This is a genomic window from Henriciella pelagia (assembly GCF_002088945.1).
GTDB lineage: Bacteria > Pseudomonadota > Alphaproteobacteria > Caulobacterales > Hyphomonadaceae > Henriciella > Henriciella pelagia.
Window position 1 is genome coordinate 298,256 of sequence record NZ_NCSU01000007.1, and the last position, 24,853, is coordinate 323,108.

Sequence of the window (24,853 nt, forward strand, 5' to 3'; positions counted from 1 at the left end):
CGATGGTGCGCCCATGAAATCCTCGTGGGTCCCCATTGCAGCGGCAGCGCTGATCTCGCTTGTCGCCTGCTCACCGAACCCGGCAGCGCCTGAGCCCGTCGAGGATGCGGGCCACACGCTCTATCTTGTCCGCCATGCCGAGAAGGTGCTCGATGTCGACAATCCGCCCCTCACGCCCGAGGGTGAGACGCGGGCGACAGAGCTTGCCGATATGCTCAAGGATGCCGGTATCGAGGCTGTGTGGTCGACGGATTATCTTCGTACCCGGCAGACGGCAGGACCGCTCGCCGCGGTGCTTGACATCGACATACAGTTCTATGACCCCAGTGATCTTGCAGCCTTCGCCGATACGCTGCGCGCCAATGGCGAAACCGCGCTGGTTGTGGGCCATTCGAACACCACGCCCGATCTTTCTGCTGCGCTTGGCGGCGAACCCGGTGAGCCGATCTTCGAGCCGTCGGAATATGACCGGCTCTACGTGCTGACAGGTGTCGGCACAGGCCGTGTCGAGACGGAGATCAGACGATTTGGAGCGCGCTATGACGCAAGCGGCGGCTAAACGCCCAGTCAACAATCTCGAAAGCCTGATGTTGAGCCTCTGCGAGCAGACGGAGGGCGAGAGCGTGACCGTCCGGGACCTGCTGGATGCAGTGGGCCGCCGGGCCTATGGCCCGATCCTGCTCCTGCTCGGCTTCATCTCGGTCAGCCCCCTGACGCTCATACCCGGTGCAACGTGGCTGGTGGCGCTGGTGACGCTGCTCATCTCGATCCAGATCGTCTTCGGCAAGAAGTTTCCCTGGGTTCCGCGCCGGCTGCTGGACTTTGAGTTCAAGCGCGAACACCTCGTTTCCGGTGTGGCCGGCGGGCGCAAATACGCCAAGATGATCGATCATTATGTCAAGCCGCGCCTGACTTTCCTGACAAACCCCATCATCGCACCGATTATCGGCCTGATCTGTGTGGCTGCTGCGCTGATCACCATACCGCTCGGCCTGTTTCCCTTCGGCCCCGTCCTGCCGGGCCTGACCATCCTGCTGTTCGGACTGGCGCTCACCGCTCGTGATGGCGTTTTCCTGTTGCTCGCCGCAGCCGCGCTGACCGGGGCGATCATTATCCTCGTCCGTGTCCTGCCACGGGTTATCGGCGTCATTGAGTCACTGTTCAGCTAGATTCGGCTGATTCACTTGATCTTCAGGGCTTTCGAGGCGATCTAGGCGTCATGAGCGCTGAGCTGTATCATAATCGCGTGCTGGAACTGGCCGCCAATATCCCGCATGTCGGGGCCCTTGAAGATGCAGACGCATCTGTCGAGAAGGTCTCGCGTGTCTGCGGATCTGTCGTGCGCGTGGACATTGCGCTCAGCGAAGATGGCGAGACGGTCGATGCCGTGGCCGTCGATCCGCGCGCCTGCGCCCTTGGACAGGCCGCGACGGCAATCCTGTCAGAGCATATTGTCGGCGCTCCGGTGTCTGACGTCTTCGCGGCCCGTGATGCCCTGCGCGCCATGCTCAAGGACGGCGCAGAGCCGCCCCGCGGCCGGTTTGCGGAACTGCGTCACCTGCAGGGCGTCGCGGACTATCCGCCGCGCCACACCTCCACCATGCTTGCCTTCGAAGCGGCCTGCGAGGCCATCGAGACTGCACGAACTAACCGGGCTGCAGCGGCCTGAACGCACCGCTGTAGCCAGTCGTCGGCCCGCTGCTGAATTTGGCGCAGCCCGAGCCGGGTTGTGAGCCGACCCCCGCGCGTCTAGAACCGCTTTCGTAACAACAACAACCGGAACCCGAAGCGCATGTCCGCCCTTCGCAGAAAGACTGCCTACGCAGTCCTGAAAGGATACAAGTTGACGCTGTCCCCGGCCTTCCAGGTCTTCGGGGCCAAGTGCCGTCATGTGCCAACCTGCAGCGAATATTGCGCCGAGTGTGTCTCCCGCCATGGTCTGTGGACCGGAAGCTGGATGACGCTCGCCCGGCTGTCGCGATGCCGCCCAGGCGGATCGCGCGGCTTCGATCCGGCACCGATGAAAGCAAAACCTTCACCCTTCTGGGCTCCATGGAGAGCCGGAGACTGGGCTACGGGAGAGCGAAAGTTCCCGGACGTCCAGCCAGACTGAATTTGAAAAGCAAGACCTATGATTAATGTAACGCTGCCCGATGGATCGGTGCGACAATACGAAGATGGCTCAAGCCCCTCAGACGTCGCCATGTCCATCTCACCCGGACTGCACAAGGCCGCCCTTGCCGCCAAGGTGAACGGGGAAATGTATGACCTCAACCGCCCGCTCGAAGGAGACGCAGAAGTCGCCATCGTGACGGCGCGCGACAAGGAGGGGCTGGAACTGCTCCGCCATGATGCCGCCCACGTCCTCGCGCAGGCCGTGCAGGAACTCTATCCCGACACGCAGGTCACGATTGGCCCGGTGATCGATGACGGCTTCTATTACGACTTCGCGCGCGAGGAGCCCTTCTCGACGGAAGACTTCGAGAAGATCGAAGCGAAGATGCGCGAAATTGTCGACAAGGACTATCCGATCATCCGCGAAGTCTGGTCGAAAGAGGACGCCATCGAGACGTTCAAGAAGATCGGCGAGGACTATAAGGCGCAGATCATCGACGACATCATCCCGCCCGGTGAGCCAATCACTGTCTACAAGCAGGGCGACTGGTTCGATCTCTGCCGCGGCCCGCACCTGCCATCGACGGGCAAGCTGCCCAAGGCGTTCAAGCTGATGAAGCTTGCCGGTGCCTATTGGCGCGGCGACAGCCGCAATGAGATGCTGCAACGCATGTACGGCACGGCCTGGGCGAATGAAAAGGACCTCAAGGCTCATCTCACGCGCCTCGAGGAAGCCGAAAAGCGCGACCACCGCAAGCTTGGCCGCGAGCTTGATCTGTTTCACCTTGACGGCATGGCCGCTGCTGGCTCTGTCTTCTGGCACGCCAAGGGCTACACGATCTGGCGCCAGATCGAGTCCTATATGCGCCGGCGGCTCGATGCCGAAGGCTATGACGAGATCAAGACCCCGCAGCTCATGGACTCGGTCCAGTGGGAGAAATCCGGACACTGGGGCAAGTATCGCGAGAACATGTTCATCGTGCCTGACTTCATCCCGGAGGGCGAAGAGGGTGTTGAGATAAAGGTGCCGGAGGACGCAAAACTCATGGCCCTCAAGCCGATGAACTGCCCGGCCCATGTCGAAGTGTTCAAGCAGGGCCAGAAATCCTATCGTGACCTGCCGCTACGCCTTGCCGAGTTTGGCTGCTGTCACCGGAATGAACCGCATGGCGCCATTCACGGCATCATGCGGGTGCGCCAGTTTACGCAGGACGACGCGCACATCTTCTGCCGTGAGGACCAGATCGTTGAGGAATCAATCAAGTTCTGCCGCCTGCTGGAAAGCGTGTATCGCGACTTCGGTTTCGAGGACATCGCTGTGAAACTGTCGACGCGTCCGGAAATTCGCGCCGGCAGCGACGAAGTCTGGGACCGGGCCGAAAAGGGTCTGCAGGATGCGGTGGAGGCTGCCGGCCTGCCCTGCGAAATCCTGCCGGGCGAAGGCGCGTTCTACGGTCCAAAGCTCGAATTCCAGCTGACGGATGCGATCGGTCGGATCTGGCAATGTGGAACGCTGCAGCTCGATTATGTGCTGCCTGAACGCCTTGGCGCCGAGTACACGGCACCGGACGGCTCCAGGCAGCGTCCGGTCATGCTTCACCGCGCCATTCTCGGTTCAATGGAGCGATTTATCGGCATCCTGATCGAAGAATTTTCGGGGGCCTTCCCTATGTGGCTCTCCCCGGTTCAGGTCGTGGTCGCCACGATTACTTCGGAAGCCGATGCCTATGCCGAGAAAGCCGCCGAGGAACTTCGCAAGGCAGGCCTCAGGGTCGAGGTCGATCTTCGCAATGAGAAGATCAACTACAAGGTCCGCGAGCACTCGCTGCAGAAAGTGCCGGTGATTGCCGTTGTCGGGGAGCGCGAAGCCGCCGAAGGCACACTTGCGCTGCGCCGTTTCGGTTCGAAAGGGCAGGAAATACTCAGCCTTGCAGAAACGGCCCAAAAGCTGTCGGATGAGGCCACGGCGCCTGATCTCAAGCGCGTAAAAGCTTAAGGCCAAGCATGACGAAATCCCGCGGTATCAGCTACGCCGTCGTCCTGGCCGCGGCATTCGTCCTCTGGACGCCGGTCGCCCTGGCAGGCACGCAGGGATTTTCCGCCCTGCTGGGGCTCGCTGCGATTCCGGCAGCTTTCCTTGCTCCGCTGAAGCGGGTGAACACCATCACGATCACCGTCGCCCTGATTGCCCTCTGGGCGACGGTCTCCAGCCTTTGGTCTGAAGAAAACTCCGCCATCATAGACGGAACACTGGCCAGCGGTGATTTCAATATTGGTGCAGCCGCAATCCGCTTTGCGCTGACAGCGCTCGCTGGCATACTCGTGATTTCCGCCGCCTTGCGCATGTCGCCGTCTAGCGCCCGGACAGCCCTGTTCGTCATGCTGGCCTGCCTTATCATCCATGCTGTGTGGACGCTGGCCATGGCGTTTGCACCCGGCTGGATTCTCAGCCTCTACGCGCCGTTCAGCGATGTCGAAAAGGAAGCGCCGCAGAACATGCTGCGCAGCACGAATGCGTTCCTGCTCGGCCTGCCTATCCTGATCGGTGCCATGTGCGCCCTGCCGGGCAAGCTGCCGGTACCGAGCATCGTGGCCCTGCTGATCGCAGCTTTCATCATCTTCTGCATGATCGGATCGGACGTCGCCTGGATTGGTGTTGTCCTAATCGCCCTGGCAATCGGACTGATCTTCATCGCAAACCGCAACGGATTCAGGATCCTGTTTGCGTCCATGGCTGCATTCGTCCTCGTCTCTCCGCTCGTACTCGGCATCGGCGGCACGGCCGTCTCTGATGCCGGTATGCCGCTGCCGTCTTCCGTGCAGTCGCGGGTCTGGGCCTGGCAGCTCACCACGGAAAAGATTGCAGAGCGCCCCATCACCGGACATGGCATCGAAGCGTCAAAGGAATGGCGCGAGACCTTTGGTGACCATCCAGACCTCCTGGAGGAGATGGTGGCGCGGACCGGCATCGATGATGGCCGCTGGGATGTCTACCGCATCCTGCCCGGACATCCGCACAATATGGGCCTGCAGATCTGGGCCGAAACCGGCCTCATCGGCGCACTGCTTGTTATCGCGCTTCTGCTTCTCATCGGCTGGCGCTTGCCCGCCCCCGCCGCACTGCCCGTTTCCACCAGCGTCGCAATCGCCGCGCTGGGCGCGGCCTCCTTCTCACTGTTCAGCCTTTCCTATAGCGTGTGGAACGAGGCGTTCTGGGCCACAGTGGTGCTCGCAGCCGCCGGTGTCATTCTCGTGCACAAGCGCCTGACACCGCAATGACGACTCTCGCAACCACCGCCATCATTGTCAGCTACCGCACCGGACCCCGGCTGCATGAATGTCTCTACGCGCTGGCCTACGATCCGGCGATTTCAGCCCTCCTCATCGTCGACAATGGCAACCCGGATATTGAAGTCGCATGGCTACGTACCTTTGCAGGCAAGCTGGATCACGTCACGCTGATCGAACCTGGCCGCAATCTCGGCTTCGGCGCCGGCGTGAACCTCGCTGCGAAACAGGCACCGGATGGCGATCTGCTGATCATCAATCCCGACGCCGTCCTGAAGCGGGGATCGGTCGAGGCGATGCGCGAGGCCGCAGCGGGCCGAGCGCAGCCCTGGATCATCGGCGGCAGGATTTTCGATGAGCGGGGCAAGGAGCTGCGCGGCCCCCGCCGGAAGACACTGACCCTGTTTCGGGCCATGACGCGCTTCATTGGCTGGAACACATGGACGCTGGAGAACACGCCCGCGCCAGATGGACCAATTCCCATGCCGGTCGTATCGGGCGCGCTCATGCTGATGAGCAAGGCCGGATTCGACCAGCTGGGCGGGTTCGATGAAGACTATTTCCTGCATGTCGAGGATGTCGATATCTGTCGGCGCGCCACGGAGGCGGGCGGTGCCGTCATATACTGCCCGCACGCCGGCGCCCTTCACTATGGCAGTACGTCAGAAGCGCCCTCGGCGACGGTCGCAAGGCACAAGGCCGACAGCCTCGTCCACTACTTCCGGAAATTTGCTTCCAGCCCGTTCGAGCGGGCGCTGGTCGCGCTACTCGCGCCGGTTCTGAAGGCGGCTACCATAGCACGCGCGCGGAAGTAGGCGGTCAGGGCTGAAAGTCCGACGTAATCGGCGGCGGTCCGTCGATCGAGGTTGGCACAGGCGTCTTGATGACGATGCTGGATACGCGCGGTGCAAATTCCTGCCAGTCATACTCGGTGAGCTTGAACGCCCAGCCCTCGGCCCGGTCATTGATCGTCTGCGCCCGGCGTGCGGCATCGCCAGCTTCGACAGCACGCAGCGTGACCCAGTGACCATCCGGCTCACGCCAGGCACGAAGATCGATTTCCAGCCCATCATAGGTTTCGGTAATATGGCGCGCGACGGCGCGGCTGGTGAGGTCCGCCTGCGGCTTTACATCGATCGGCGACAGGCGCGAGACCGCAAGCGCGGTCGTTGACGCGGCGAGCCGGCTGCGCAGCCGGTCATTCTGATGCGGCGGTGCAGGCGTGAAGCTGCGCGGGCCGCCCCCGGCTTCCCGTGTGAGGTAGATCGAAGCACCGCTGGAATCAGTCAGCCTGACGGCGGAAATCGCGCTGTCCTCAATGTCCACGATGTCGAGATCGAGCCAGGCCTGGCGCGTATAGAGTGGCGGCAGCTCGCCCTCGGCGCGGAAGGCAACATCCTCGCCCGCATCGCGGGCATAAAGCCGGTCACCGCGCCGCCCGGTAATCATCTCGGCTGTCAGGGCGCCATTCGTCGCGAAGACCTGCACCAGGACGCCGTTTCCGCCTTTTCTCGGATCACCAAGGCCAAGACGCTCCATGCGTTCCGGATTGTCGGTGCGGCGCGCTCCCCAGGTGAGGGTTTCCAGTCCTTCGGCCAATGTGTTGAGGCGGTCGGTCCGCACAGGATAGCCGCCGGTCTCGGCCATGACCCATTCGCTGCCGCGCCGTTCCAGCGTGTAGCTCTCATCGGCCATGGTCACCTTGATCGAGCCAGTGTCGCCGCGCACCGCAGAGAAATTCCTCAGGACCGGATCGCCCGTCCGGGGGCTGATATCATTCGTGCTGGGCGCAAACAGGCTCATCAGGATCAGGCAGACCCAGAGCGTCGCCGCGACGATGGAGAGCCGCTGAACCGTAACCCGGCGGCGATTGTCGAGGGCGATGCTCATCGGCGCTCTCCCGGGCGACGACGCCACCACACGAACAGACCGAGCGCGCCGATAATGATCGGCCCGCCGAAGATGTTGAAGAATTTCAGCCAGGCTTCGAGACCATCAATTTCACGGCGGAAATCACGCTCGATGGAGCGCAGGCGAGAGCGCGTCTCAACGATATCTTCACGCAGCCGGGCAAGTTCAGCCCGTTCGGCATCGTTCAGATTGGCTTCGAGGTCGCCCTCGAAAAAGCCATCAGTTGCGCCAACCTGCTGCAGCTCCTCGAGGCGGGCCTGGGATTCAGCGAGGCTACTCTCCAGCCGTGCCTGCTCGTCGAAGAAACGCTCCTGGGCTTCATCGCGCATCGCCTCGACACGTTTCATCGGGCGGCGGCTGGAGGCGCGAGCCCGCAGGCTGAGCAGGTTTGCGTCGCCCGACAGCACATCAAGGGCATTCATGAGGAAGTTGCCATTGTCAGCAAAAGCGGTGGAGTTTTCGAGGTTCACATAAAGCCCGTCATCAACCATGTCGGCGTCGGCGATGATCAGGATTTCGGCGTCCCGCTCGCTGGTGGAAATGTGCGGTGCCGCAGTTTCAGCCTCCGCGCGGGCCAGCTCTGCCAGAACCGCATCATCCGGCATGTCGGGGTTTGGCGCTCCATCCGGGAAGGCAGAGACGAGCGCGCCGTGCAGGCGAATGGCCAGCGGCTGGGCTGTCTCCTGCGCTTCGTAGAGCTCCAGCGTATCCTGGGCGGACAGCTCTGTCACAGCGCGGTCGGCCGGGATCCAGGATGGCGCAGGTCCGGTCGAGATCAGGACTTCGTGGTCGAAGGGAGAGTCCTCATCGAGGATCAGCGCGCCGGGGGCCCCGAAATTGACGGTCCGGCCGAGGTCGGCTGTGATGAGGCTGTCATGCGACATGAGGGCGGGCGGCGCGGCAAGATAGAGCGGATGGCGCAGCACTGTCGTGCGGCCCTCGCCAGCTTCGGCCTGGATCGGAAGCGCGGTCTCGGTATCGGCGAGCGCATCATCGGAAAGCGTGACGCCCCATCTCGGTCCGAACCGGCCAAGGTCGGAGCGGATCTGGCGTTCTCCCAGGCCGGCAAAGGCGCTGCCCTGCGAAGTCTTCGCAGCGGGGTCGACCATAATGATGGCTCGCCCCTTGCGTAGCAGGAACTGGTCGACCAGCCAGGCCTGCCAGTCATTGAGCTCTGGCGGATGGACCATGATCAGGACATCCATGTCCTCCGGCAGGGAAAAGAAATCTTCATTGATCTCTTCCAGCGTGAATCCCTTGGCGATCTCCCGCAGGAAAGTGTAGCCGCTATCTCGCCCATCGCCGCTCATGCCCTGCAGGGTGGACAGGACGCCGACAACCGGCGGCTCGGGCCGGTCGAGCCGTGCGATCAGCCGGGTCAGATCATATTCGAGAGTTTCTTCCTGCTCGGGCGCGAGGAACGGGATGACGCGTTCATCATCCACCGTGTTGCCGCCAATCAGGCCGAAGTAGAGCGGATCATTGCCATCTGTATCAACCGCGACAATGCCCGCGGCGAGGGCTTCATCCTCGGCTTCGGAAAAGGGCTCAGGGTCAATCTCGCGAATCCGCAGACTGGGGCCGGCAACCGCCTTGTAGGCGTCGAGCAATTCGCGAACCCGCGTTGCATAGGCGCGCACCGCGGGAAAATCCTGCCCGACACGGCGGGTGTAGACGAAGGTGAGGTCCACCGGTTCATCGATGCCCCGCAGGACGTTCCGGGTCCCGTCGGACAGTGTGTAAAGCTGCTGCTCGGTGAAGTCGGCGCGCGCGCCCCTCATCAGCGGCTGCAGGATCAGCACGGCCGCGATAAAAATCGCAACGATGAGGGCCGTAGCGGCAGGCTGGAAGGCTTTCGATGTCATCGCGCCGCGCTCCTGCGCTGCGAGACCCAGATGACATTCAGCGCCAGCCACATGGCGACGAAGCCGATGAAGAAGAGGAAGGAGCGGAATTCCAGAACGCCCCGCTCCGCCGTCTCGAAGTGGGTGAGGAAGGAAAACTGCGCGACAAGGTCGCCGACACCCGCCCCGAGAAGGCCTGCAACCGCCCCGGTCACCATTGGCCAGCCGGCCGCGGTGAAAATGAAGGCGATGACGACACCGATTATATAGGCAAGCACCTGGCTGTTCACGAGCGCCGATACAGCTGCGCCAATCGACAGGTACGCGCCAGCCATGACAAGGCTCATCGCATAGGTCAGCAGGATGGACGCATTGTCGGGACTGCCGAGATAATTGACCGTGATCCACATCGGGAAGGTGAAGACGAGGCTGAGCCCCGCAACTGTCCATGCCGCCAGCAGCTTGCCGGCAGCCAGCCCGGTAATTGTCATCGGCAAGGAGAGGAGGAGTTCAGCCGTTCCGTCAGCGCCCTCATCGGCCCAGAGGCGCATGGACAGCGCTGGCAGGAAGATCATGAACAGCCACGGATGCCAGTAGAAAAAGGGCTGGAGGTCTGCCGCGCCGGTATCGAAGAAGCGCGATGCCTCCCAGGTGAAGAAGCCGAGCATCATCAGGAAGATCGCGATGAAGACATAGGCGAGCGGCGTCGCGAAATAAGCACGAAGTTCGCGCAGATAACTGGCGCGCAGGCCGGTCATCGTATCACCCAGCCAGATTTTCATGCCGCTTCGCTTTCGCTGGCTTCGGTCAGCTTGATAAAGGTCTCTTCAAGACCGCCCGGATTCTGGCTGGCGAGACTTTCGGGCGTGCCGTCCGCCACAATGCGCCCCCGGTCGATCACGATGGCGCGGTTACACATGGCCGGCACTTCCTCCAGCGTGTGGGTCGAGATCAGGATCGCCTTTTCAGGTGCCATGCGCGCGATGAGAGCCCGCACGGCACGTTTCTGGATCGGGTCGAGCCCGTCCGTCGGCTCATCAAGGACCAGCACGTCCGGGTCGTGCAACAGTGAACCGGCGAGGCCAACGCGGCGGCGATACCCCTTGGAAAGATTGCCGATCCGGCGGCTGGCGACATTGGCGATTCGGGCGTCCGCGATGACACGGTCAATGGCCGCATTGCGCTCGGCCCTGGTGAGGTCATGCGCGGCAGCCATGAATTTCAGGAACTCGACAGGTGTCATGTCCCTGTAGAGCGGCGCGCCTTCCGGAAGGTAGCCAAGACGCCGCTGCGCTTCGCGGCGCTGCGAGATAACGGAATTGCCGGAGATCAGCACGTCGCCCCGGTCTGGTTCGATCACACCGGCAACCATGCGCATGGTCGTGGACTTGCCGGCACCGTTCGGGCCGAGAAATCCCAGCACCTCACCCTTGTTCAGCGTGAAGCTCACCGAATCCACGGCCTTGTGTTCACCAAATGACTTCGCGAGCTGCTTCAATTCGAGCATGTACCGGACCCGTTGCCTGTCGCAAACAGCCTACCTAGCGGCCACTTCCTGGGCTGGCCAGAGGCATGATGAGCAAATCGACGGCAATAGCGCCCAGGTGAATGAAAATTCACCAAAGGCGGTGGCGTCAATTTTCTTGTGATGGGAAAAAGGGAGAAGAAGTCGGGTAAAGGCTATGCAAGTGCCCCGGGGGGCTGGGGGGGCTGATGGGTCCGGGAAACCTGCTGGACACCTCCACCCGACAATTGCAGACTGACCGTAATCGGCGGCGCTCGCAAGGCGAGAATGCGGCTAAATCCTGTCAGGCGCATTAAATATGCGTCATGTGAATTTTTTCGGGGAGGAGACCGGTCAGGAGTTCATGGCGAGTATAACACCCCTGCAACGTAAACCTCAAGCAAACGTGGCGTTTCACCGGACCGAGATGAGTCGAATCCTCAATGTTTACGGGAAAATGGTGATGGGCGGACAGGCCCGGGATTACGGTATCGGGATGTTTCCTGATCACGCCGTCTTCGCAATCTATCGCAGGCATGCCGAAGCCCCGACCTGGCGTATCGAGAAGATACCGGCGCTGCGAAACCAGCAGGGAAGCTATGTCGTCTATGGCAGCCAGAATCAGGTGCTGAAACGCGGCCACGATATCGCTCAGGTGCTGAAAGTGTTCGAGACGCGAAAGTTCGAAATCATCTCCGGCAGCTGACCGGAGCAACCTCTTTCGGTTATTTCCGCAGAGCCTTCTGGACCAAGCCAAGCAGGCCAGTGAACTTCAGGCCGCCTTCACTGATGGCGAGCGCGAGGCACACGCCATCATCATCGGCAATCGGCTGATGCGTGTCGCTCGGGCTCTTGCGGCAGATATCGCCCGGCCCATAGCTTCCGACATGGTCCGAAAACCCGCCCTGGACCACCAGCGTGTATTCATCGCCGCGATGCGAATGCTGCGGCACGGCCGCGCCTGGCTCGATGCGGTAGAGATGGGTGTGCACATAAGAGTTGCCCGACAGGTCAAGTCGGCTCACGCCACGCGTCAGCCTGTTCCAGCCGCCTTGGGCGCAGGCATCCAGGGCCCGGGTCCGCAGGGGCTCAGGCAGCGCAAGCAATTCATTGACACCCTCACCCGCCTGCTTCGCTGCGTCGCGAAGAGCCGCGTCCTCGGTTTCGAACGCTTCCAGGGCTTTCAGGGCGCGCTCAAAGGCGTTCGGCGACAGCAGTTCACGCTCCTCACCTTCGAGCATTGCCCCTGCGATCGTTTCGCTGACGGCAATGTCTACGGCGATATCGTCGCGGATAGCCGCCTGCGTTTCGACCATCAGCGCGAAGGCCGGGCTCAGCCGGCCAGCCGCATAGGCGCTGTACAAATCGGACATGGAGGTGGATTCAGGCGTGGACACTAAACTTCAGGATTCCTTCGCTTGCTCACGCAAATGTGAGCCAGAGGGAATATTGATCGGAGGAAAACTTCGTCAAGGCGGGGGTTTCGATGAATTGCATTGTAACCGCCTAGTCGCGCGAAATCTTGCCGCGCAGCCGCTCGAATGCCAGCCGGATACGCGATTTCACCGTGCCGAGCGGCAGATTGTAAGCTTCTGCGATCTCAGAGTGGGATAGCCCCTCATAGAAAGAGGCGCGCAGCAGGTCGAGCTGTTCGGTGGGCAGCGTCTTCAACTGTTCGCGGACATGTGCCTCAATCTGGGCTCGTGACAGGGTCTCGTCCGGCATCTGCTCCGCGGCGGGCTGGAGCATTGGCTCGTCGGGCGACAATTCCGGCCGCGCGACCTGCCGGTGGATGTCGATCTGGCGATTGCGGGCGATGCGGAAGATCCAGGTCGATACTGAAGCCTGTTTCTCGTCAAACTGGCCAGCCTTGCGCCACACGGTGAGCATGACGTCCTGCACGATCTCCTCGGCGGCGGCATCATCAGCGCCCATGCGTTTCAGATAGGATTTGAGGCGTGGACCAAAATATTCGAACAATGTTCCGAACGAGGCGCGGCATCTGCTTTCCGCGATCCGGCGCATACAGTTCGCGTGGATTGAGCGATCGTTACGACCACCCCCCGTAGGTGTGACTGACACTGCGTAACCCAAATCGTCCACTCACTCGCATTAAATTCATTCCCTGCATCTTTTGCAACCATTGGTGAGCCGGATGGTTCCATGACAGAAGCGACTCATTTGCCAAACTTCGGCCTTAACTTTCCGGCAGTTTTAGACAGGTAGACCTCACGCATCCAATTCATAGCCATCTCCCCCATGATTACCAGATTTTCTCTCGCGATCTTGTTTGTTTCAACGGCTGCGCTGACAGCGGCGCAGGCCGCACCGACGGCGGTTGGCCGCTACAAGGACTGGACGGTCTTCACCGAGACCGTGAATGGCGAAACGCTCTGCTATGCCGCGACCGAAGCGACCGACAAGGCGCCACAATCAGCCGATCATGGCGATGTCTGGTTTTTTGTCTCCAACTGGAAATCGGGCAAGGCCCGCAGCCAGCCAAGCCTCAAGGTCGGGTATGAACTGCGCGCCGACCTGCCGGGCCGCGCATCCATCGGGCGCGCTGGCTGGACACTCTATGGTGTTGGGCGTGAGGCCTTTGCGCAGGACCGTGACGATTCCAAGATCGTCTCGGCCCTGAAGAAAGGCAGCGAACTTCGCGTCGAAGCAGTTTCCGCCCGCGACACGAAAGTCTCCTATCATTTCTCCCTGTCAGGCTCGGCCGCCGCGATCGACAAGGCCTCCTCGGCCTGCCGCTAGGCGCTGACGCGATCCTGCGTGATTTCAAGGCCGGCCATGGAGCCTTCCTCGCGCCAGGATTTGAGGATCGAAAAATACTCCATCGACCCGCCCCCATAGAATGAGTTCTGCCGCGCCCGCGCGGCGATCTGGCCCTCATTATTGTAATAGCCAGGCGTGCATTCGGCGAGGAACTTCTCGCGCATCTGGGCCTTCGAGATAATCGTCTCGACCCATTTCGACTGCGCGGCCTCTTCTGGCTCGATCTGGACGATCCCCTCCTCGAAGGCGCGCGATACGATATAGCCGAGATGAACCGCCTGCTCATCGAGCTGGTGGGGATAGTTCGCCGTGAACGCGGCTTGTGCGCCGCCCATCACGAAAACGTTCGGGAAGCCACGCACGAACATGCCATGCAGGCTTTCGACGCCGCCCTCCCACGCGTCTGAAAGCGCCGTCCCGCCGCGCCCATAGAGCTCGTATCCGGACCGGCGGGTATAGCTCGTGCCGACCTCGAAACCTGTCGCATAGATAAGGCAGTCGAGTTCGTACTCGACTCCTTCAACCACCACGCCATTTTGCGTGATGCGTTCCACGCCCTTCCCGCCCGTATCGACGAGCGTCACATTCGGACGGTTGAAGGTCTCCAGATAATCATCGTGAAAGCAGGGGCGCTTGCAAAACTGGCGATACCAGGGCTTCAGCGCCTCTGCAGTTGCTGTATCGCTGACGACCTCATCCACACGCGCACGGATCGATTCCATTTTCTTGAAGTCGGCGAGTTCGCCAATTTCTTCCAGCTTCTCCGGCGTCAGCTCTTCTCCATCGCGATTGCTGGCAATGAAAAGCAGGTTGCGAATGATGTCTGTCCAGCCATCCTGAACGAGGTCTTCGGCCTGATAGCCGCCGGAAACGAGAATGTTGAAATTGTCCATCCGCTTCTTCTGCCAGCCCGGTTCCAGCGACTTCGCCCAGTCCTCATCGGTCGGCTTGTTGTCGCGCACATCGATCGAGCTCGGCGTTCTCTGGAAGACGAAAAGCTGCCTTGCGCCTTCGCCGAGATGCGGCACACATTGCACTGCCGTCGCGCCCGTTCCGATGATGCCGACGCGCTTGTCCGCCAGCCTGTCGAGGCCGCCATCAGGCCCACCGCCCGTATAGTCATAATCCCAGCGGCTGGTGTGGAAGGTGTGGCCGCCGAAGTCGCGGATACCTGGAATGCCCGGCAGTTTCGGTCGGTGCAGCGGCCCGTTCGACATGATCACAAAGCGCGCCTTCATGGCATCGCCGCGATTGGTCTCGACGCGCCAGCGCTTCGCCCACTCGTCCCAATGCATGGCCGTGACTTCGGTCTGGAACAGCACATCGTCGTAGAGGTCATAGCGTTCAGCGATGCGCGCGCTATGGCCGAGGATTTCGCGGGCCGGCGTGTATTTCTCCGCGGGCATGAAACCGGTCTCTTCCAGCAGCGGAAGGTAGATATAGCTTTCAATGTCGCAGGCCGCGCCCGGGTAGCGGTTCCAGTACCAGGTGCCGCCGAAATCCCCGCCCTTCTCGATCATGCGAATGTGCTTCACGCCCGCCTCGCGCAGGCGTGCACCGGCCAGAAGGCCGCCAAAGCCGCCGCCGATCACGACAACATCGACCTCGTCGCTCAGCGGCGCACGCTGGATCACCTTGTCGATATAAGGGTCATCGACATAGTCCTCGAAGTCATCCCTGACCTCGACATATTGCTCATTGCCGTCCGAGCGCAGGCGCTTGTCGCGCTCTGCGCGGTACCGCGCGCGCAAGGCCTCAGGATCGAAACCCATTTCCGGTGTGTTTGAATTCGCCATGTTTCCTCCGCTCACGGGCCTTATTGGCCTTCTGTTCGCTGCTGCATCGCTGATGCCCATGCATTCTTAGATTCTGAACCAAGTCATGCTATGTGCACCGCAATGAAATATGATCTGGACCTTTCACGCGGCGTCAACGCAAGCGTTTCTTCCCCGGCGAGCCTCGCTGGCCTGTCCGTTCCTGCCCTCAAGGCAGAGATGGAAACGCTCGGTCTCGACCCGAAAAAGGCGGGCATGCGCGCCAAGCAGCTGCGCCGCTGGATCCATCATTTCGGCGTGCAGGACTTTGCCGGCATGACCGACATCGCGAAGGAGCTTCGCGCTGACCTCGCCGAAAAATATGTCCTGACCCGTCCGGAAATCACCGAACACAAGATCTCCGTCGACGGCACCCAGAAATGGCTGACCCGGTTCCAGCCCGGCGTGGAAGGTGAGAGCGTCTATATTCCCGATGTCGGCAAGTCGGGCGCGCTTTGTGTGTCGTCGCAGGTCGGCTGCACGCTGAACTGCACGTTCTGCCATACCGGCACACAGAAGCTTGTCCGCAATCTGACGGCGCAGGAAATTGTCGCGCAGGTTCTCATCGCTCGTGATCAGCTGGAAGAGTGGCCGTCCTCGATGGAGAACCGCAAGCTTACCAATATTGTCTTCATGGGCATGGGTGAGCCGCTCTACAATCTCGACAATGTCGCCGAGGCGATCGACACCATTTCCGATGGCGACGGCATCGCGCTCGGCCGCCGCCGGATCACAGTGTCCACGGCGGGCGTTGCACCAAAGATCCCGGAACTCGGCGAACGCACCGGCGCCATGCTGGCCATTTCCCTGCACGCGGTGCGCGACGACCTGCGCAACGAGATCGTCCCGATCAACCGGAAGTACGACCTCCAGACGCTCTTCGAAGCCATCCGTGCCTATCCGGACCTCGGCAACTCCAAGCGTGTCACCTTCGAATATGTCATGCTGAAAGGCGTAAACGATTCCATGGCCGAGGCCCGCGACCTCGTGAAACTGCTGCGGGGCGTGCCGGCGAAAATCAACCTCATCCCGTTCAATCCCTGGCCTGGCAGCCCGTATGAATGTTCCGACTGGGAGACGATTGAGAATTTCGCAGAAATCGTGAACCGGGCAGGCTATGCCTCGCCGATCCGCACGCCGCGCGGCCGCGATATATTCGCTGCCTGCGGGCAGCTGCGCTCCGAAAGCGTGAAGAAATCGGCCGCAGAGAAGCGCCGCGAAGCGCTCGAACAGCAGGCGGGGGCTTAAGCCGTCCGCGTGCCCCCCATGTCCAGCGGGCGTTCATAGAGCCCCGTCACCAGATTGCGCACAAAGGTGATGTGGCTGCGCAGATGGTAGACCTCTTCAGTGTAGGACAGCGGCACATCGAGCTCGCCGACCTCTTTCTGAAGTTCTGACAACTCATCCAGCACCTTGCCGCGCGCCTCGTCGCTTTCAGCCTGGCGCCCGCGCGCCTCAAGGTCGCGAAGGTCTGAATACCAGACGTAGATCTTGCGGCGCACCCGCCAGCGATAGAGCGGCGGTGCCATGCGCACGAGCGGGATGAGCAGCGTCAGCAGCGGAATCAGGAACACCCAGGCCCGGTCGAGGAAGTTCGCCACCTGGAAGGAAAAATAATTGCGCAGGAAGGACGGCCCGTTCTTCCAGTAGCGTTCTGCCTCGCTCGACAGCGGCAGGTCAATCAGATTCTCATCGGGAAAGGCACCTGCCTGCGCGAAGGCGCTATTGCCGGAATGGATTTCTTCAGATGCTTCCAGAAGCAGCGACTGTATAGCCGGATGCAGGTCCTTGTTGACCGCAAGCTGCGCCACGGAAGCGATTAGCGGAATGTTCCCGGCGGGCACATCATTCTCAAGATCCAGGATGCCCTGGTAGAGCGTCACTTCGTCGAGCGCTGCCGTCCGGCGGGCCAGCGCCGGCGCGCGTACGAAAGGCAGCAGCTTGATCCCCGGCGTCTCCAGAAGGTCTTCTATGTAGGGCGCATCGATCGACGCGGAAAACGCCGCGGCGTCTATGTCCCCCGCCTTGAGGGCAGATGCCGCAGCAAGACCGCTCTCAATCCGGCGCGAATTGTCCGGCCATTCGCCGCCCCAGGCCTCCTGCAGGTCAACCGCGAGCGCCCGCGTGCCAGAACCTTCCGCGCCAATGGACAGACGCACAGACCGCAAGTCTCCGAAATCCTCAGCACCGGTCGCTTCGCGCACGAACACCCAGAACGGTTCGTGGAACATGCCGGCAAGCGATCGCATTTCCTCGCGCGCTTGCGCATCCGCAAGGCCGCCCTGGATGAAGGCAATGTCGGCCTGTCCCGTCTTCAGCAGCTCCATATTCTCGATTGAGCCGCGCGTCTCCAGCACTTCGACTTCGACATCGCTCTCGCCGAGCGCTTCAGCATATTGCTGGGCCAGCGAGTAATACGCCCCGCCCGATCCACCCGATGCAAAGGTCACTTTTGAAGGCGGTGCAGGGTCAATCAGGGACAGGGCGAGCCAGATACTCGCTATGACGAGCAGGGCCAGCGGTCCGTAGACCTTCAATGCATCTTTCATCGGCTTATCCACTGCGTCGCCCACCCGAGAGCGGAACTTAGCCTGCTCTTGAGCATCGCGTCGAGTGTCATTTGGACACTGCTCGCGTGATCGGCACGCATGTTGAATCAATTGCAGAGACTTAAGGGCTATTGGAGTCGTTTTCTGCTATATTCGTTCCTATGTTAGCCGGGTACGACCACCCAAGAACCGACGGAAACAAAGATGAACATGCGTAATTTCGCAGTATGGGGCCTCATTGCTGCACTCGTCATCGCCATGATGATCGCCATGCAAGGCTCTTCTGTAGCGGTTGGCTCAGAGAAACTCCCGATCTCGGACCTGCGCCAGATGGCAGCTCAGGGCCAGCTTCAGGAAGTCACTGTCACCAATGACCGCATCACCGCAACGACCAAGACCGGTGAGACCTATTACGCCGAAAAGCTGCCGACCAATATAGAGGCTTCGACCTGGTTTGCAGACCAGGGCGTGCAGGTGACCGAAGATGCCGAGACCGGCTTCAGCCTTGGCGGCCTCCTGCTCAATCTGTTGCCCCTGATCCTCATCCTTGGCCTTTTCCTCTTCCTGATGCGTCAGATGCAGGGCGGCGGCGGTGGCCGCGGCGCGATGAGCTTCGGCAAGTCCCGCGCCCGCATGCTGACCGAAAAGCATGGCCGCGTAACCTTTGATGACGTTGCCGGTGTGGACGAAGCCAAGGAAGAGCTGCAGGAAGTCGTCGAGTTCCTGCGCGACCCGGCCCGTTTCCAGCGTCTCGGCGGCAAGATTCCGAAAGGCGCGCTGCTGGTCGGCCCTCCCGGCACCGGCAAGACGCTGCTCGCGCGCGCAGTCGCCGGCGAAGCTGGCGTGCCCTTCTTCACCATTTCCGGTTCGGACTTTGTCGAGATGTTCGTCGGCGTCGGCGCAAGCCGCGTGCGCGACATGTTCGAACAGGCAAAGCGCAATGCCCCATGCATCATCTTCATTGACGAGATCGACGCCGTGGGCCGTTCGCGCGGCGCAGGCCTCGGCGGCGGCAATGATGAGCGCGAACAGACGCTCAACCAGCTTCTCGTCGAGATGGATGGTTTTGAAGCCAATGATGGCATCATCATCATCGCGGCAACCAACCGCCCCGACGTTCTCGACCCGGCGCTGCTGCGCCCTGGCCGTTTCGACCGCCAGGTCACCGTCAACAATCCGGACATCATTGGCCGCGAACGCATCCTGAAAGTGCATATGCGCAATGTGCCGCTGGCCAAGGATGTGAACCCGAAAGTCATCGCACGCGGCACGCCGGGCTTCTCCGGTGCCGACCTTGCCAACCTCGTCAATGAGGCTGCCCTGCTGGCTGCGCGCCGCGGCAAGCGCGTCGTGGCCATGGCCGAGTTCGAGGACGCGAAGGACAAGGTCCTGATGGGCCCTGAAAAGCGCTCCATGGTCATGTCCGACAAGGAAAAGGAACTTACCGCCTGGCACGAAGCCGGTCACGCCATTGTGGCCCTGCGCGTGCCTGTCGCTGACCCGGTCCACAAGGCGACAATCATCCCGCGCGGACGCGCCCTCGGTATGGTGATGCAGCTGCCGGTGGACGACAAGATGTCGATGTCCCGCATCGAGATGACGTCCCGTCTCGCCATCATCATGGGCGGCCGGGTGGCCGAAGAAGAGAAGTTCGGTATGGAAAATGTGACGGCTGGTGCCGCATCGGACATCCAGCAGGCAACGAAGCTTGCCCGTGCCATGGTCACGCGCTGGGGTCTTTCCGAAGAGATTGGCCCGGTCGACTATGCCGAAGACCAGGGCGATGTGTTCCTCGGACAGCAGCTGATGAACAAGTCGCACGTGTCGGAAGAAACGTCGAAGAAAATCGAGGAAGAGGTCCGAAAGCTCGTCCAGAAAGGCATGGATGATGCCCGCGAGATCATGACCAAGTATCGCGACCAGTGGGCGACACTGGCTGAGGGCCTGCTGGAATATGAGACGCTCTCCGGTCAGGAGATTGAAGACCTGCTGAATGGCAAGCCGCCATCGCGCCCGGAAGAGCCGGATGAGCCGCAAGGCCCTGCGTCGGCTGTTCCCGTTATCGGCAAGCGCCGCAACAAGGATCGCGGTGAAGAACCGGGCGGCGAGCCGGAACCGGCCTGATTTTCAAAAAATATAATTGCCAAAGGGCGCAGTCTGCATAGGCTGCCCCCCATGTTTATGAGACTTTCCCTACTTGCCTTCACCATAGTGGTATCTGCCTGTGACCGGACCGCGCCAGCGGACGTGTCAGCCGGTGAGTTCCTTGCCAATGTCCAGCCCTATTGCGGTCAGTCGTATCAGGGCACCATCACCAGCGATGACCCGCAGGATGAGGACTGGCGCGGCAAAACCGTGATCGCCGATTTTGAAACCTGCACCGACACAGGCCTTCGGATCCCGCTGCATGTCGGCGACGATCATTCCCGAACCTGGCTGATCGCGCTCAATGATGATGGCCGCCTCGCGCTTCGCCACCAGCATAATCATGAGGATGGCAGCCCGGATGCCATCACCATGTATGGCGGCAAGTCGTCCGGCGCTTCAACGGCGACCCGACAGGTCTTCCCGACCGACCGCAAGACGATCGAGCTGTTTGAAGCCGAAGGCATCCCGGAATCGAAGGCGAATGTCTGGTCGATGGAGATCGATCCTAAAGACAATGTCTTCGTCTATGACCTGCAGCGGCCTGAACGCCATTTCCGCGTCGAGTTCGATCTCTCCAGCCCTGTCGAATCGCCCGGCGAAGCGTGGTGAAGTCCTGACTTTTGCAGCAGCGCTGACAGCGCTATCTCTGCACCATGACAGACACAGAAGACACACAGGGCCGGGTGCTCGTGATCGCAGGTTCGGACTCTGGCGGCGGCGCCGGGGTTCAGGCTGATATCAAGGCCATCATGGCGATGGGCGGCTATGCGATGACGGCCATCACGGCAATCACCGTGCAGGACACCCAGGGCGTGCACGATGTCCACCCGATCCCGCTGAAGACAGTTCGCGACCAGATGCTCGTCTGCCTCAAGGATATCGGGGCCGACGCGATCAAGACCGGCATGCTGGGCACGGCAGACCTCGTAGAAACCGTTGCCGAGACGCTGGACGAGCGGGCGAAGGCCGCACCGCGCATCATCGATCCGGTCATGGTCGCGACATCCGGCGACCGGCTGATCGATGAACGCGCTGTCGGTGCGCTGACTTCGCTGCTTCTGCCGGGCGCCGCGCTGATAACGCCGAATGCGCCGGAAGCCGAAGTGCTCACAGGAAAGTCGGTGGACGGCGTCAACGGGCAGCGTCGGGCAGCCGAGATGCTTCTGAAGCGCGGCGCGAAAGGCGCCCTCGTCAAGGGCGGCCACATTCCCGGACGCGTTATCACAGACGTCCTGCAGACCGAGCACGGCGAGTGGATTTTTGAAAGTCCCCGCATCGAGACCGGCTCGACCCACGGGACAGGCTGTACGCTGGCCAGTGCAATTTCTGCTCTCGTGGCGAAAGGCGCGGCTCTGAGCGAAGCTGTCGAGCAGGCGCGCGACTATCTCCACAAGGCGATTGAGACCGCCAAGGGCTTCGGCCACGGCCATGGACCGGTCAATCACGGCTGGGCGCTTGAGGTGGATGAAGACAGATGACCCTCGCTGACGCCCGCAAGCGCTATGATGACTGGCTCGCCGCGCGCACGGACACCTCGCCAGAACTCATGACGGGCCTGCGCTCAGCGCGCCATTTGCCGCTCGACGCAGACGGGCTGACGGCGCGCGGCTGGACCGACCTGCCTATCGACTGGGAACCGGATGACGGCCATCTTTACGCGGGCGGCTATGGCGAAGATCGCGCCATTTACGACACGCCGATCTTCAATCCGCCGGACACCGAACCGCGAACCATCCACCTGGGCCTCGACGTGTTCGCACCAGCCGGAAGCGCCGTCCATGCGCCGCTGGATGGCACGGTTCACAGCTTCCAGGTCAATGACAATGCCAAGGATTATGGACCGACCATTATCGTCGAACACTCCCCCGCTCCCGGCCTCACTTTCTGGTCCCTCTATGGGCATCTGAGCCGCGACAGCATGGACGGACTGAACGTCGGACAGTCCATGACAGCCGGCACTGAAATGGCGCGACTTGGTGACAGCGCGGTGAATGGCGGCTGGGCGCCGCACCTGCATTTCCAGATCATGCTCGATCTTCAAGGCAAGTCCGGGGACTTTCCCGGCGTCTGCCGCAAGGGTGAGCGCGCCGAATGGCTGATGCTCTGCCCCGACCCCCGGCCAATGCTGGGTCTCTGAGGGCATCCTAAACCGTGGATTAGAAAGTCTGGTTTGCCTGACCCGGCTCACTCGCTTAGCTGGAGCTTCCAAGTCCGGAGACCAGCCGAATGACCAGCCTGCCTTTCTACCAGATCGATGCCTTTGCCACGCGCACGTTCGAGGGAAACCAGGCCTGCGTCATGCCGCTGGACGATTTTCTTCCGGACGCGCAACTCCAGGCGATCGCGGCGGAGAACAATGTTTCGGAGACAGCCTATATCGTTCCGAAGGGTGACGGGGTCTGGGCCCTGCGCTGGTTCACGCCGACCGTGGAAGTTCCACTCTGCGGCCATGCAACGCTCGCCTCAGCGCATGTCCTGTTCAGTCATATGGACTTTGACGGTCCGGAAATCGGCTTCGACACGGTAAAATCCGGCCGCCTGACCGTGAAGAGAGCGACCGGCGGACGCTATGAAATGGATTTCCCTGCGCCGGCAGTGCGCAAGATGGACATCACCGACGATGTTGCCGCTGCGCTGGGTGCCTGGCCTCTGGAGGCCTGGGGCGGACCGTTCTACGCCTGCGTCTTTGCAAGCGCCGACGATATCGTCCAGCTCCAGCCCGATATCGACCTGATCGCCAAGCTCGGCATCATGAAAGATGTCAATCGCGGCAACCTCGGCTGCCTCGCTGTGCAGGGTGATGGCATGGATGTGGTGAGCCGATTCTTTGCGCCCGCCAGCGGAATTCCGGAAGATCCTGCCACCGGCAGCTGGCACTGCATGGTTGCCGCCATTCTCGGTCCACGCTTCAAGCGCCCGCTCGACTGTTTCCAGGCCTATCCAGGCCGGGGCGGCCTGATGAATGTCGAACTCATCGGTGACCGCGTTAAAATTCGCGGCAAGGCCGTAACCGTGATCGAGGGCAAATTCACGCTGTAGTTCCCCACCCTAGCGCTCCCCAGAGACTGGCCGCTCAGAAGGGCCGGTCGCCATTCACGGTCACGCGGCGCATATGCCGGCGATGCCCCTGATAGTCGTTCAGCGCAAAGTGCCATGTTGACCGGTTGTCCCAGAAGGCGACGGATCCGGCTTCCCAGCGAAAGCGGCAGGTAAACTGTTCCTGCCGGCAATGCTCGAAAAGATAGTTGAGAAGCGGCCGGCTTTCCCGGCGAGTCCAGCCCTTGAAATGCATGGTGAAGGCGGGGTTCACATAAAGGCCCTTGCGGCCAGTTTCCGGATGCGTGCGGACCACAGGGTGTTCGAATTCCGGCGCGTCTGGCGCCATGGTCGTGTCCATGGACTGGCGATTGTGCGCGGACTGTCCTTTTGGCCCATATTCGCCCTTCGCCGAATGGATGGCGGTGAGTCCGCCCAATGTCTGTTTCAACCCGTCCGACAGCGCGTCATAGGCCATGTGTTGGTTCGCCCAGAGCGTGTCACCGCCACAGGGCGGCACTTCGATGGCATGCAGGATGGAACCAAGCGCCGGCTCTTCAAGGAAGGACATGTCGGTGTGCCAGCCGCCGCCGAAATTGGTCTTCTCTTCCGGCTCCTTGATAATCTCCAGGATCTCAGGATGCCCGTCCATGCCCTTGACATAGGGGTGGACGTTCAGCGTCCCGAAGCGCCGCCCGAAGGCCTTGTGCTTTTCGGGCGTAAGATTGTTCTGGTCGCGGAAGAAGATCACATGATGGTCGAGAAAGGCCCGATGCACCGCGTCAAAGGCCTCGTTCGACAGCTCGCCTGCGAGATCAACGCCCACAATCTCTGCGCCGAGCGCGCCTGAAATCGGTTGCACTTCGATTGTCCGTGCCATTCGCATCCTCCCGGCCGGTCTTCATGCCAGCTCATGAGGAAAGAGTACGCCAGAGGGCGCTCGGCGCAAGGCTCAATGCGAAGGGCTGCGTCGCCGCGCCTGTCTCTGCGCGAACCAGACGCCCGACAGGATGAGGATGAAAGCGAGGACCGCATTCCAGCTCTGCGTCTCTCGGAACAGGAAGTAGCCGAGCACCGCGGACATAATCGGAATCACATAGCCGGTGAGCGCAATGAAGGTCGCACTGGTGCGGGCGACAAGATACATGAGCAGGATGCCGGCAAGCCCGGTCGACACCGCCCCTAGCCCGAGAACCGACCAGACACTGGACGCGGTCGGTGATACCTCACCCCAGTCGGTCCAGAACAGCATTGGCAGGGAGGCGATGGAGGCCACCGTCAGGAAGCCGACCGGCAGGACAATCGGCGCCATGCGCGGTGCCTGCCGGGCGATGATACTATTAACAGCGTAGCAGAACGCCCCGCCGATCACGAGCAGCTGCGCAATGAAGTCTGCATTTCCAAGCCCCCTGATGGCGTCCGGTCCGAGCAGCACCGCCACCCCGGCAAAGCCGACCAGAAGTCCGAGAAGCTTGAAGCCTGTAAGCTGTTCGTCATGGAATTTGAGGTGCGCCAGCCCTGCTGTGAACAACGGCGCAGCCGAGATCAGCAGAGCGGCCAGAGAGGAGTCGATGGTCTTCTGCCCGACGGTAATGAGGTAGAATGGCGCTGCCGTGCCAATCGTGCCGAGCCCGACAATGGCGAGCCAGGACGAGCGGTCGGAAAAAGGCGGCAGGCGTTCGCCGCGCACCAGCATCACCCCCCACAGGATCACCGCCCCGGCAATCAGCCGCCCGGGAATGATGACGCTCGCGGGAAGGTCTTCAACAGCAACCTTGGTCATCGCGAAGGCGCTCGCCCAGCAGGCCGACAGAAGCAGGAATACGCCCCAGTCGGCAGGTGATCGCGAAGTCGTCATTCTGG

At 61.5% G+C, this 24,853-nt stretch carries 25 protein-coding genes; 15 read left to right on the top strand and 10 right to left on the bottom strand.

Annotated elements, in window-relative coordinates; genetic code table 11:
- The first annotated feature begins 13 nt into the window (after window positions 1–13).
- The 7 genes from B8746_RS04080 (at window position 14) to B8746_RS04110 (ending at window position 6,218) form a co-directional block, all read left to right on the top strand.
- Complete coding sequence (locus B8746_RS04080) at window positions 14–559, top strand: SixA phosphatase family protein (RefSeq protein WP_084391952.1); 546 nt, start codon at window positions 14–16, stop codon at window positions 557–559.
- Complete coding sequence (locus B8746_RS04085; RefSeq protein ID WP_084391953.1) at window positions 540–1,169, top strand: exopolysaccharide biosynthesis protein; 630 nt, start codon at window positions 540–542, stop codon at window positions 1,167–1,169. The genes B8746_RS04080 and B8746_RS04085 overlap by 20 nt, the downstream gene beginning before the upstream one ends.
- A 50-nt stretch (window positions 1,170–1,219) precedes the next feature.
- The gene (locus B8746_RS04090) at window positions 1,220–1,669 is read left to right on the top strand and encodes an iron-sulfur cluster assembly scaffold protein (protein WP_084391954.1); all 450 of its coding nucleotides are present in this window, start codon (window positions 1,220–1,222) and stop codon (window positions 1,667–1,669) included.
- A gap of 123 nt (window positions 1,670–1,792) precedes the next feature.
- Window positions 1,793–2,113 (top strand): membrane protein insertion efficiency factor YidD, encoded by a 321-nt coding sequence (gene yidD / locus B8746_RS04095; protein WP_084391955.1) that lies wholly within the window; start codon window positions 1,793–1,795, stop codon window positions 2,111–2,113.
- 18 nt (window positions 2,114–2,131) lie between these two features.
- Window positions 2,132–4,111 carry a threonine--tRNA ligase gene (gene thrS / locus B8746_RS04100; RefSeq protein WP_084391956.1) on the top strand — a complete coding sequence of 660 codons (1,980 nt, stop codon included), beginning with the start codon at window positions 2,132–2,134 and terminating at the stop codon, window positions 4,109–4,111.
- Window positions 4,112–4,119: 8 nt separating this feature from the next.
- On the top strand, window positions 4,120–5,394 hold the full coding sequence (locus B8746_RS04105; protein ID WP_084391957.1) for an O-antigen ligase family protein: 1,275 nt from the start codon (window positions 4,120–4,122) through the stop codon (window positions 5,392–5,394).
- Window positions 5,391–6,218 carry a glycosyltransferase family 2 protein gene (locus B8746_RS04110; protein ID WP_084391958.1) on the top strand — a complete coding sequence of 276 codons (828 nt, stop codon included), beginning with the start codon at window positions 5,391–5,393 and terminating at the stop codon, window positions 6,216–6,218. Before B8746_RS04105 ends, B8746_RS04110 begins: the two co-directional genes overlap by 4 nt.
- 4 nt (window positions 6,219–6,222) lie before the next feature.
- Here the strand turns inward: B8746_RS04110 and B8746_RS04115 are convergent, their stop codons facing one another.
- From B8746_RS04115 to B8746_RS04130, 4 genes are read right to left on the bottom strand one after another with little or no spacing between them, the layout of a single operon-like run.
- A complete protein-coding gene (locus tag B8746_RS04115; protein WP_084391959.1) occupies window positions 6,223–7,293 on the bottom strand; it encodes a DUF4340 domain-containing protein in 1,071 nt (356 codons plus the stop codon).
- Window positions 7,290–9,179, bottom strand: a complete 1,890-nt coding sequence (locus tag B8746_RS04120; protein WP_084391960.1) for a Gldg family protein — start codon at window positions 9,177–9,179, stop codon at window positions 7,290–7,292. Before B8746_RS04120 ends, B8746_RS04115 begins: the two co-directional genes overlap by 4 nt.
- Window positions 9,176–9,940: an ABC transporter permease subunit gene (locus B8746_RS04125; protein WP_084391961.1), complete on the bottom strand. Its 765-nt coding sequence runs from the start codon at window positions 9,938–9,940 to the stop codon at window positions 9,176–9,178. The genes B8746_RS04120 and B8746_RS04125 overlap by 4 nt, the downstream gene beginning before the upstream one ends.
- On the bottom strand, window positions 9,937–10,665 hold the full coding sequence (locus tag B8746_RS04130; protein WP_084391962.1) for an ABC transporter ATP-binding protein: 729 nt from the start codon (window positions 10,663–10,665) through the stop codon (window positions 9,937–9,939). Before B8746_RS04130 ends, B8746_RS04125 begins: the two co-directional genes overlap by 4 nt.
- A gap of 361 nt (window positions 10,666–11,026) precedes the next feature.
- Here B8746_RS04130 and B8746_RS04135 point away from each other — a divergent pair, with 361 nt between their 5' ends.
- Window positions 11,027–11,368: a DUF2794 domain-containing protein gene (locus B8746_RS04135; RefSeq protein ID WP_084393114.1), complete on the top strand. Its 342-nt coding sequence runs from the start codon at window positions 11,027–11,029 to the stop codon at window positions 11,366–11,368.
- A gap of 19 nt (window positions 11,369–11,387) precedes the next feature.
- Here B8746_RS04135 and B8746_RS04140 read toward each other — a convergent pair whose 3' ends face one another.
- Both B8746_RS04140 and B8746_RS04145 read right to left on the bottom strand, forming a co-directional pair.
- Entirely contained in the window at window positions 11,388–12,035 is a 648-nt protein-coding gene (locus tag B8746_RS04140) for a cupin domain-containing protein (RefSeq protein WP_084391963.1), read from the bottom strand.
- Window positions 12,036–12,168: 133 nt separating this feature from the next.
- Window positions 12,169–12,687: a sigma-70 family RNA polymerase sigma factor gene (locus tag B8746_RS04145; RefSeq protein WP_084391964.1), complete on the bottom strand. Its 519-nt coding sequence runs from the start codon at window positions 12,685–12,687 to the stop codon at window positions 12,169–12,171.
- A gap of 234 nt (window positions 12,688–12,921) precedes the next feature.
- On the opposite strand from B8746_RS04145, the gene B8746_RS04150 reads away from it, so the two are divergent.
- Window positions 12,922–13,422 (top strand): invasion associated locus B family protein, encoded by a 501-nt coding sequence (locus B8746_RS04150; protein WP_084391965.1) that lies wholly within the window; start codon window positions 12,922–12,924, stop codon window positions 13,420–13,422.
- On the opposite strand, the gene B8746_RS04155 is transcribed toward B8746_RS04150, so the two are convergent.
- The gene (locus B8746_RS04155; protein WP_084391966.1) at window positions 13,419–15,239 is read right to left on the bottom strand and encodes a flavin-containing monooxygenase; all 1,821 of its coding nucleotides are present in this window, start codon (window positions 15,237–15,239) and stop codon (window positions 13,419–13,421) included. The genes B8746_RS04150 and B8746_RS04155 overlap by 4 nt on opposite strands.
- Window positions 15,240–15,341: 102 nt before the next feature.
- Here B8746_RS04155 and rlmN point away from each other — a divergent pair, with 102 nt between their 5' ends.
- Complete coding sequence (gene rlmN / locus B8746_RS04160) at window positions 15,342–16,505, top strand: dual-specificity RNA methyltransferase RlmN (RefSeq protein ID WP_084391967.1); 1,164 nt, start codon at window positions 15,342–15,344, stop codon at window positions 16,503–16,505.
- Here rlmN and B8746_RS04165 read toward each other — a convergent pair.
- On the bottom strand, window positions 16,502–17,806 hold the full coding sequence (locus B8746_RS04165) for a TAXI family TRAP transporter solute-binding subunit (RefSeq protein ID WP_233123917.1): 1,305 nt from the start codon (window positions 17,804–17,806) through the stop codon (window positions 16,502–16,504). The genes rlmN and B8746_RS04165 overlap by 4 nt on opposite strands.
- 204 nt (window positions 17,807–18,010) lie before the next feature.
- On the opposite strand from B8746_RS04165, the gene ftsH reads away from it, so the two are divergent.
- From ftsH to B8746_RS04190, 5 genes are all read left to right on the top strand, one after another.
- Complete coding sequence (gene ftsH / locus B8746_RS04170) at window positions 18,011–19,930, top strand: ATP-dependent zinc metalloprotease FtsH (protein ID WP_084391968.1); 1,920 nt, start codon at window positions 18,011–18,013, stop codon at window positions 19,928–19,930.
- Window positions 19,931–19,981: 51 nt separating this feature from the next.
- Window positions 19,982–20,563, top strand: coding sequence for a hypothetical protein (locus B8746_RS04175; protein WP_143434519.1), 582 nt, complete (start codon window positions 19,982–19,984; stop codon window positions 20,561–20,563).
- Between the two features lie 44 nt (window positions 20,564–20,607).
- A complete protein-coding gene (gene thiD, locus B8746_RS04180) occupies window positions 20,608–21,432 on the top strand; it encodes a bifunctional hydroxymethylpyrimidine kinase/phosphomethylpyrimidine kinase (RefSeq protein WP_084391970.1) in 825 nt (274 codons plus the stop codon).
- Window positions 21,429–22,091: a peptidoglycan DD-metalloendopeptidase family protein gene (locus B8746_RS04185; protein ID WP_084391971.1), complete on the top strand. Its 663-nt coding sequence runs from the start codon at window positions 21,429–21,431 to the stop codon at window positions 22,089–22,091. The genes thiD and B8746_RS04185 overlap by 4 nt, the downstream gene beginning before the upstream one ends.
- Window positions 22,092–22,180: 89 nt before the next feature.
- A complete protein-coding gene (locus B8746_RS04190; RefSeq protein ID WP_084391972.1) occupies window positions 22,181–22,993 on the top strand; it encodes a PhzF family phenazine biosynthesis protein in 813 nt (270 codons plus the stop codon).
- Window positions 22,994–23,027: 34 nt separating this feature from the next.
- Here the strand turns inward: B8746_RS04190 and B8746_RS04195 are convergent, their stop codons facing one another.
- Both B8746_RS04195 and B8746_RS04200 read right to left on the bottom strand, forming a co-directional pair.
- Window positions 23,028–23,876: a TauD/TfdA dioxygenase family protein gene (locus tag B8746_RS04195; protein WP_084391973.1), complete on the bottom strand. Its 849-nt coding sequence runs from the start codon at window positions 23,874–23,876 to the stop codon at window positions 23,028–23,030.
- A 66-nt stretch (window positions 23,877–23,942) separates the two neighbouring features.
- On the bottom strand, window positions 23,943–24,848 hold the full coding sequence (locus B8746_RS04200) for a DMT family transporter (protein WP_143434520.1): 906 nt from the start codon (window positions 24,846–24,848) through the stop codon (window positions 23,943–23,945).
- Window positions 24,849–24,853: the final 5 nt, after the last annotated feature.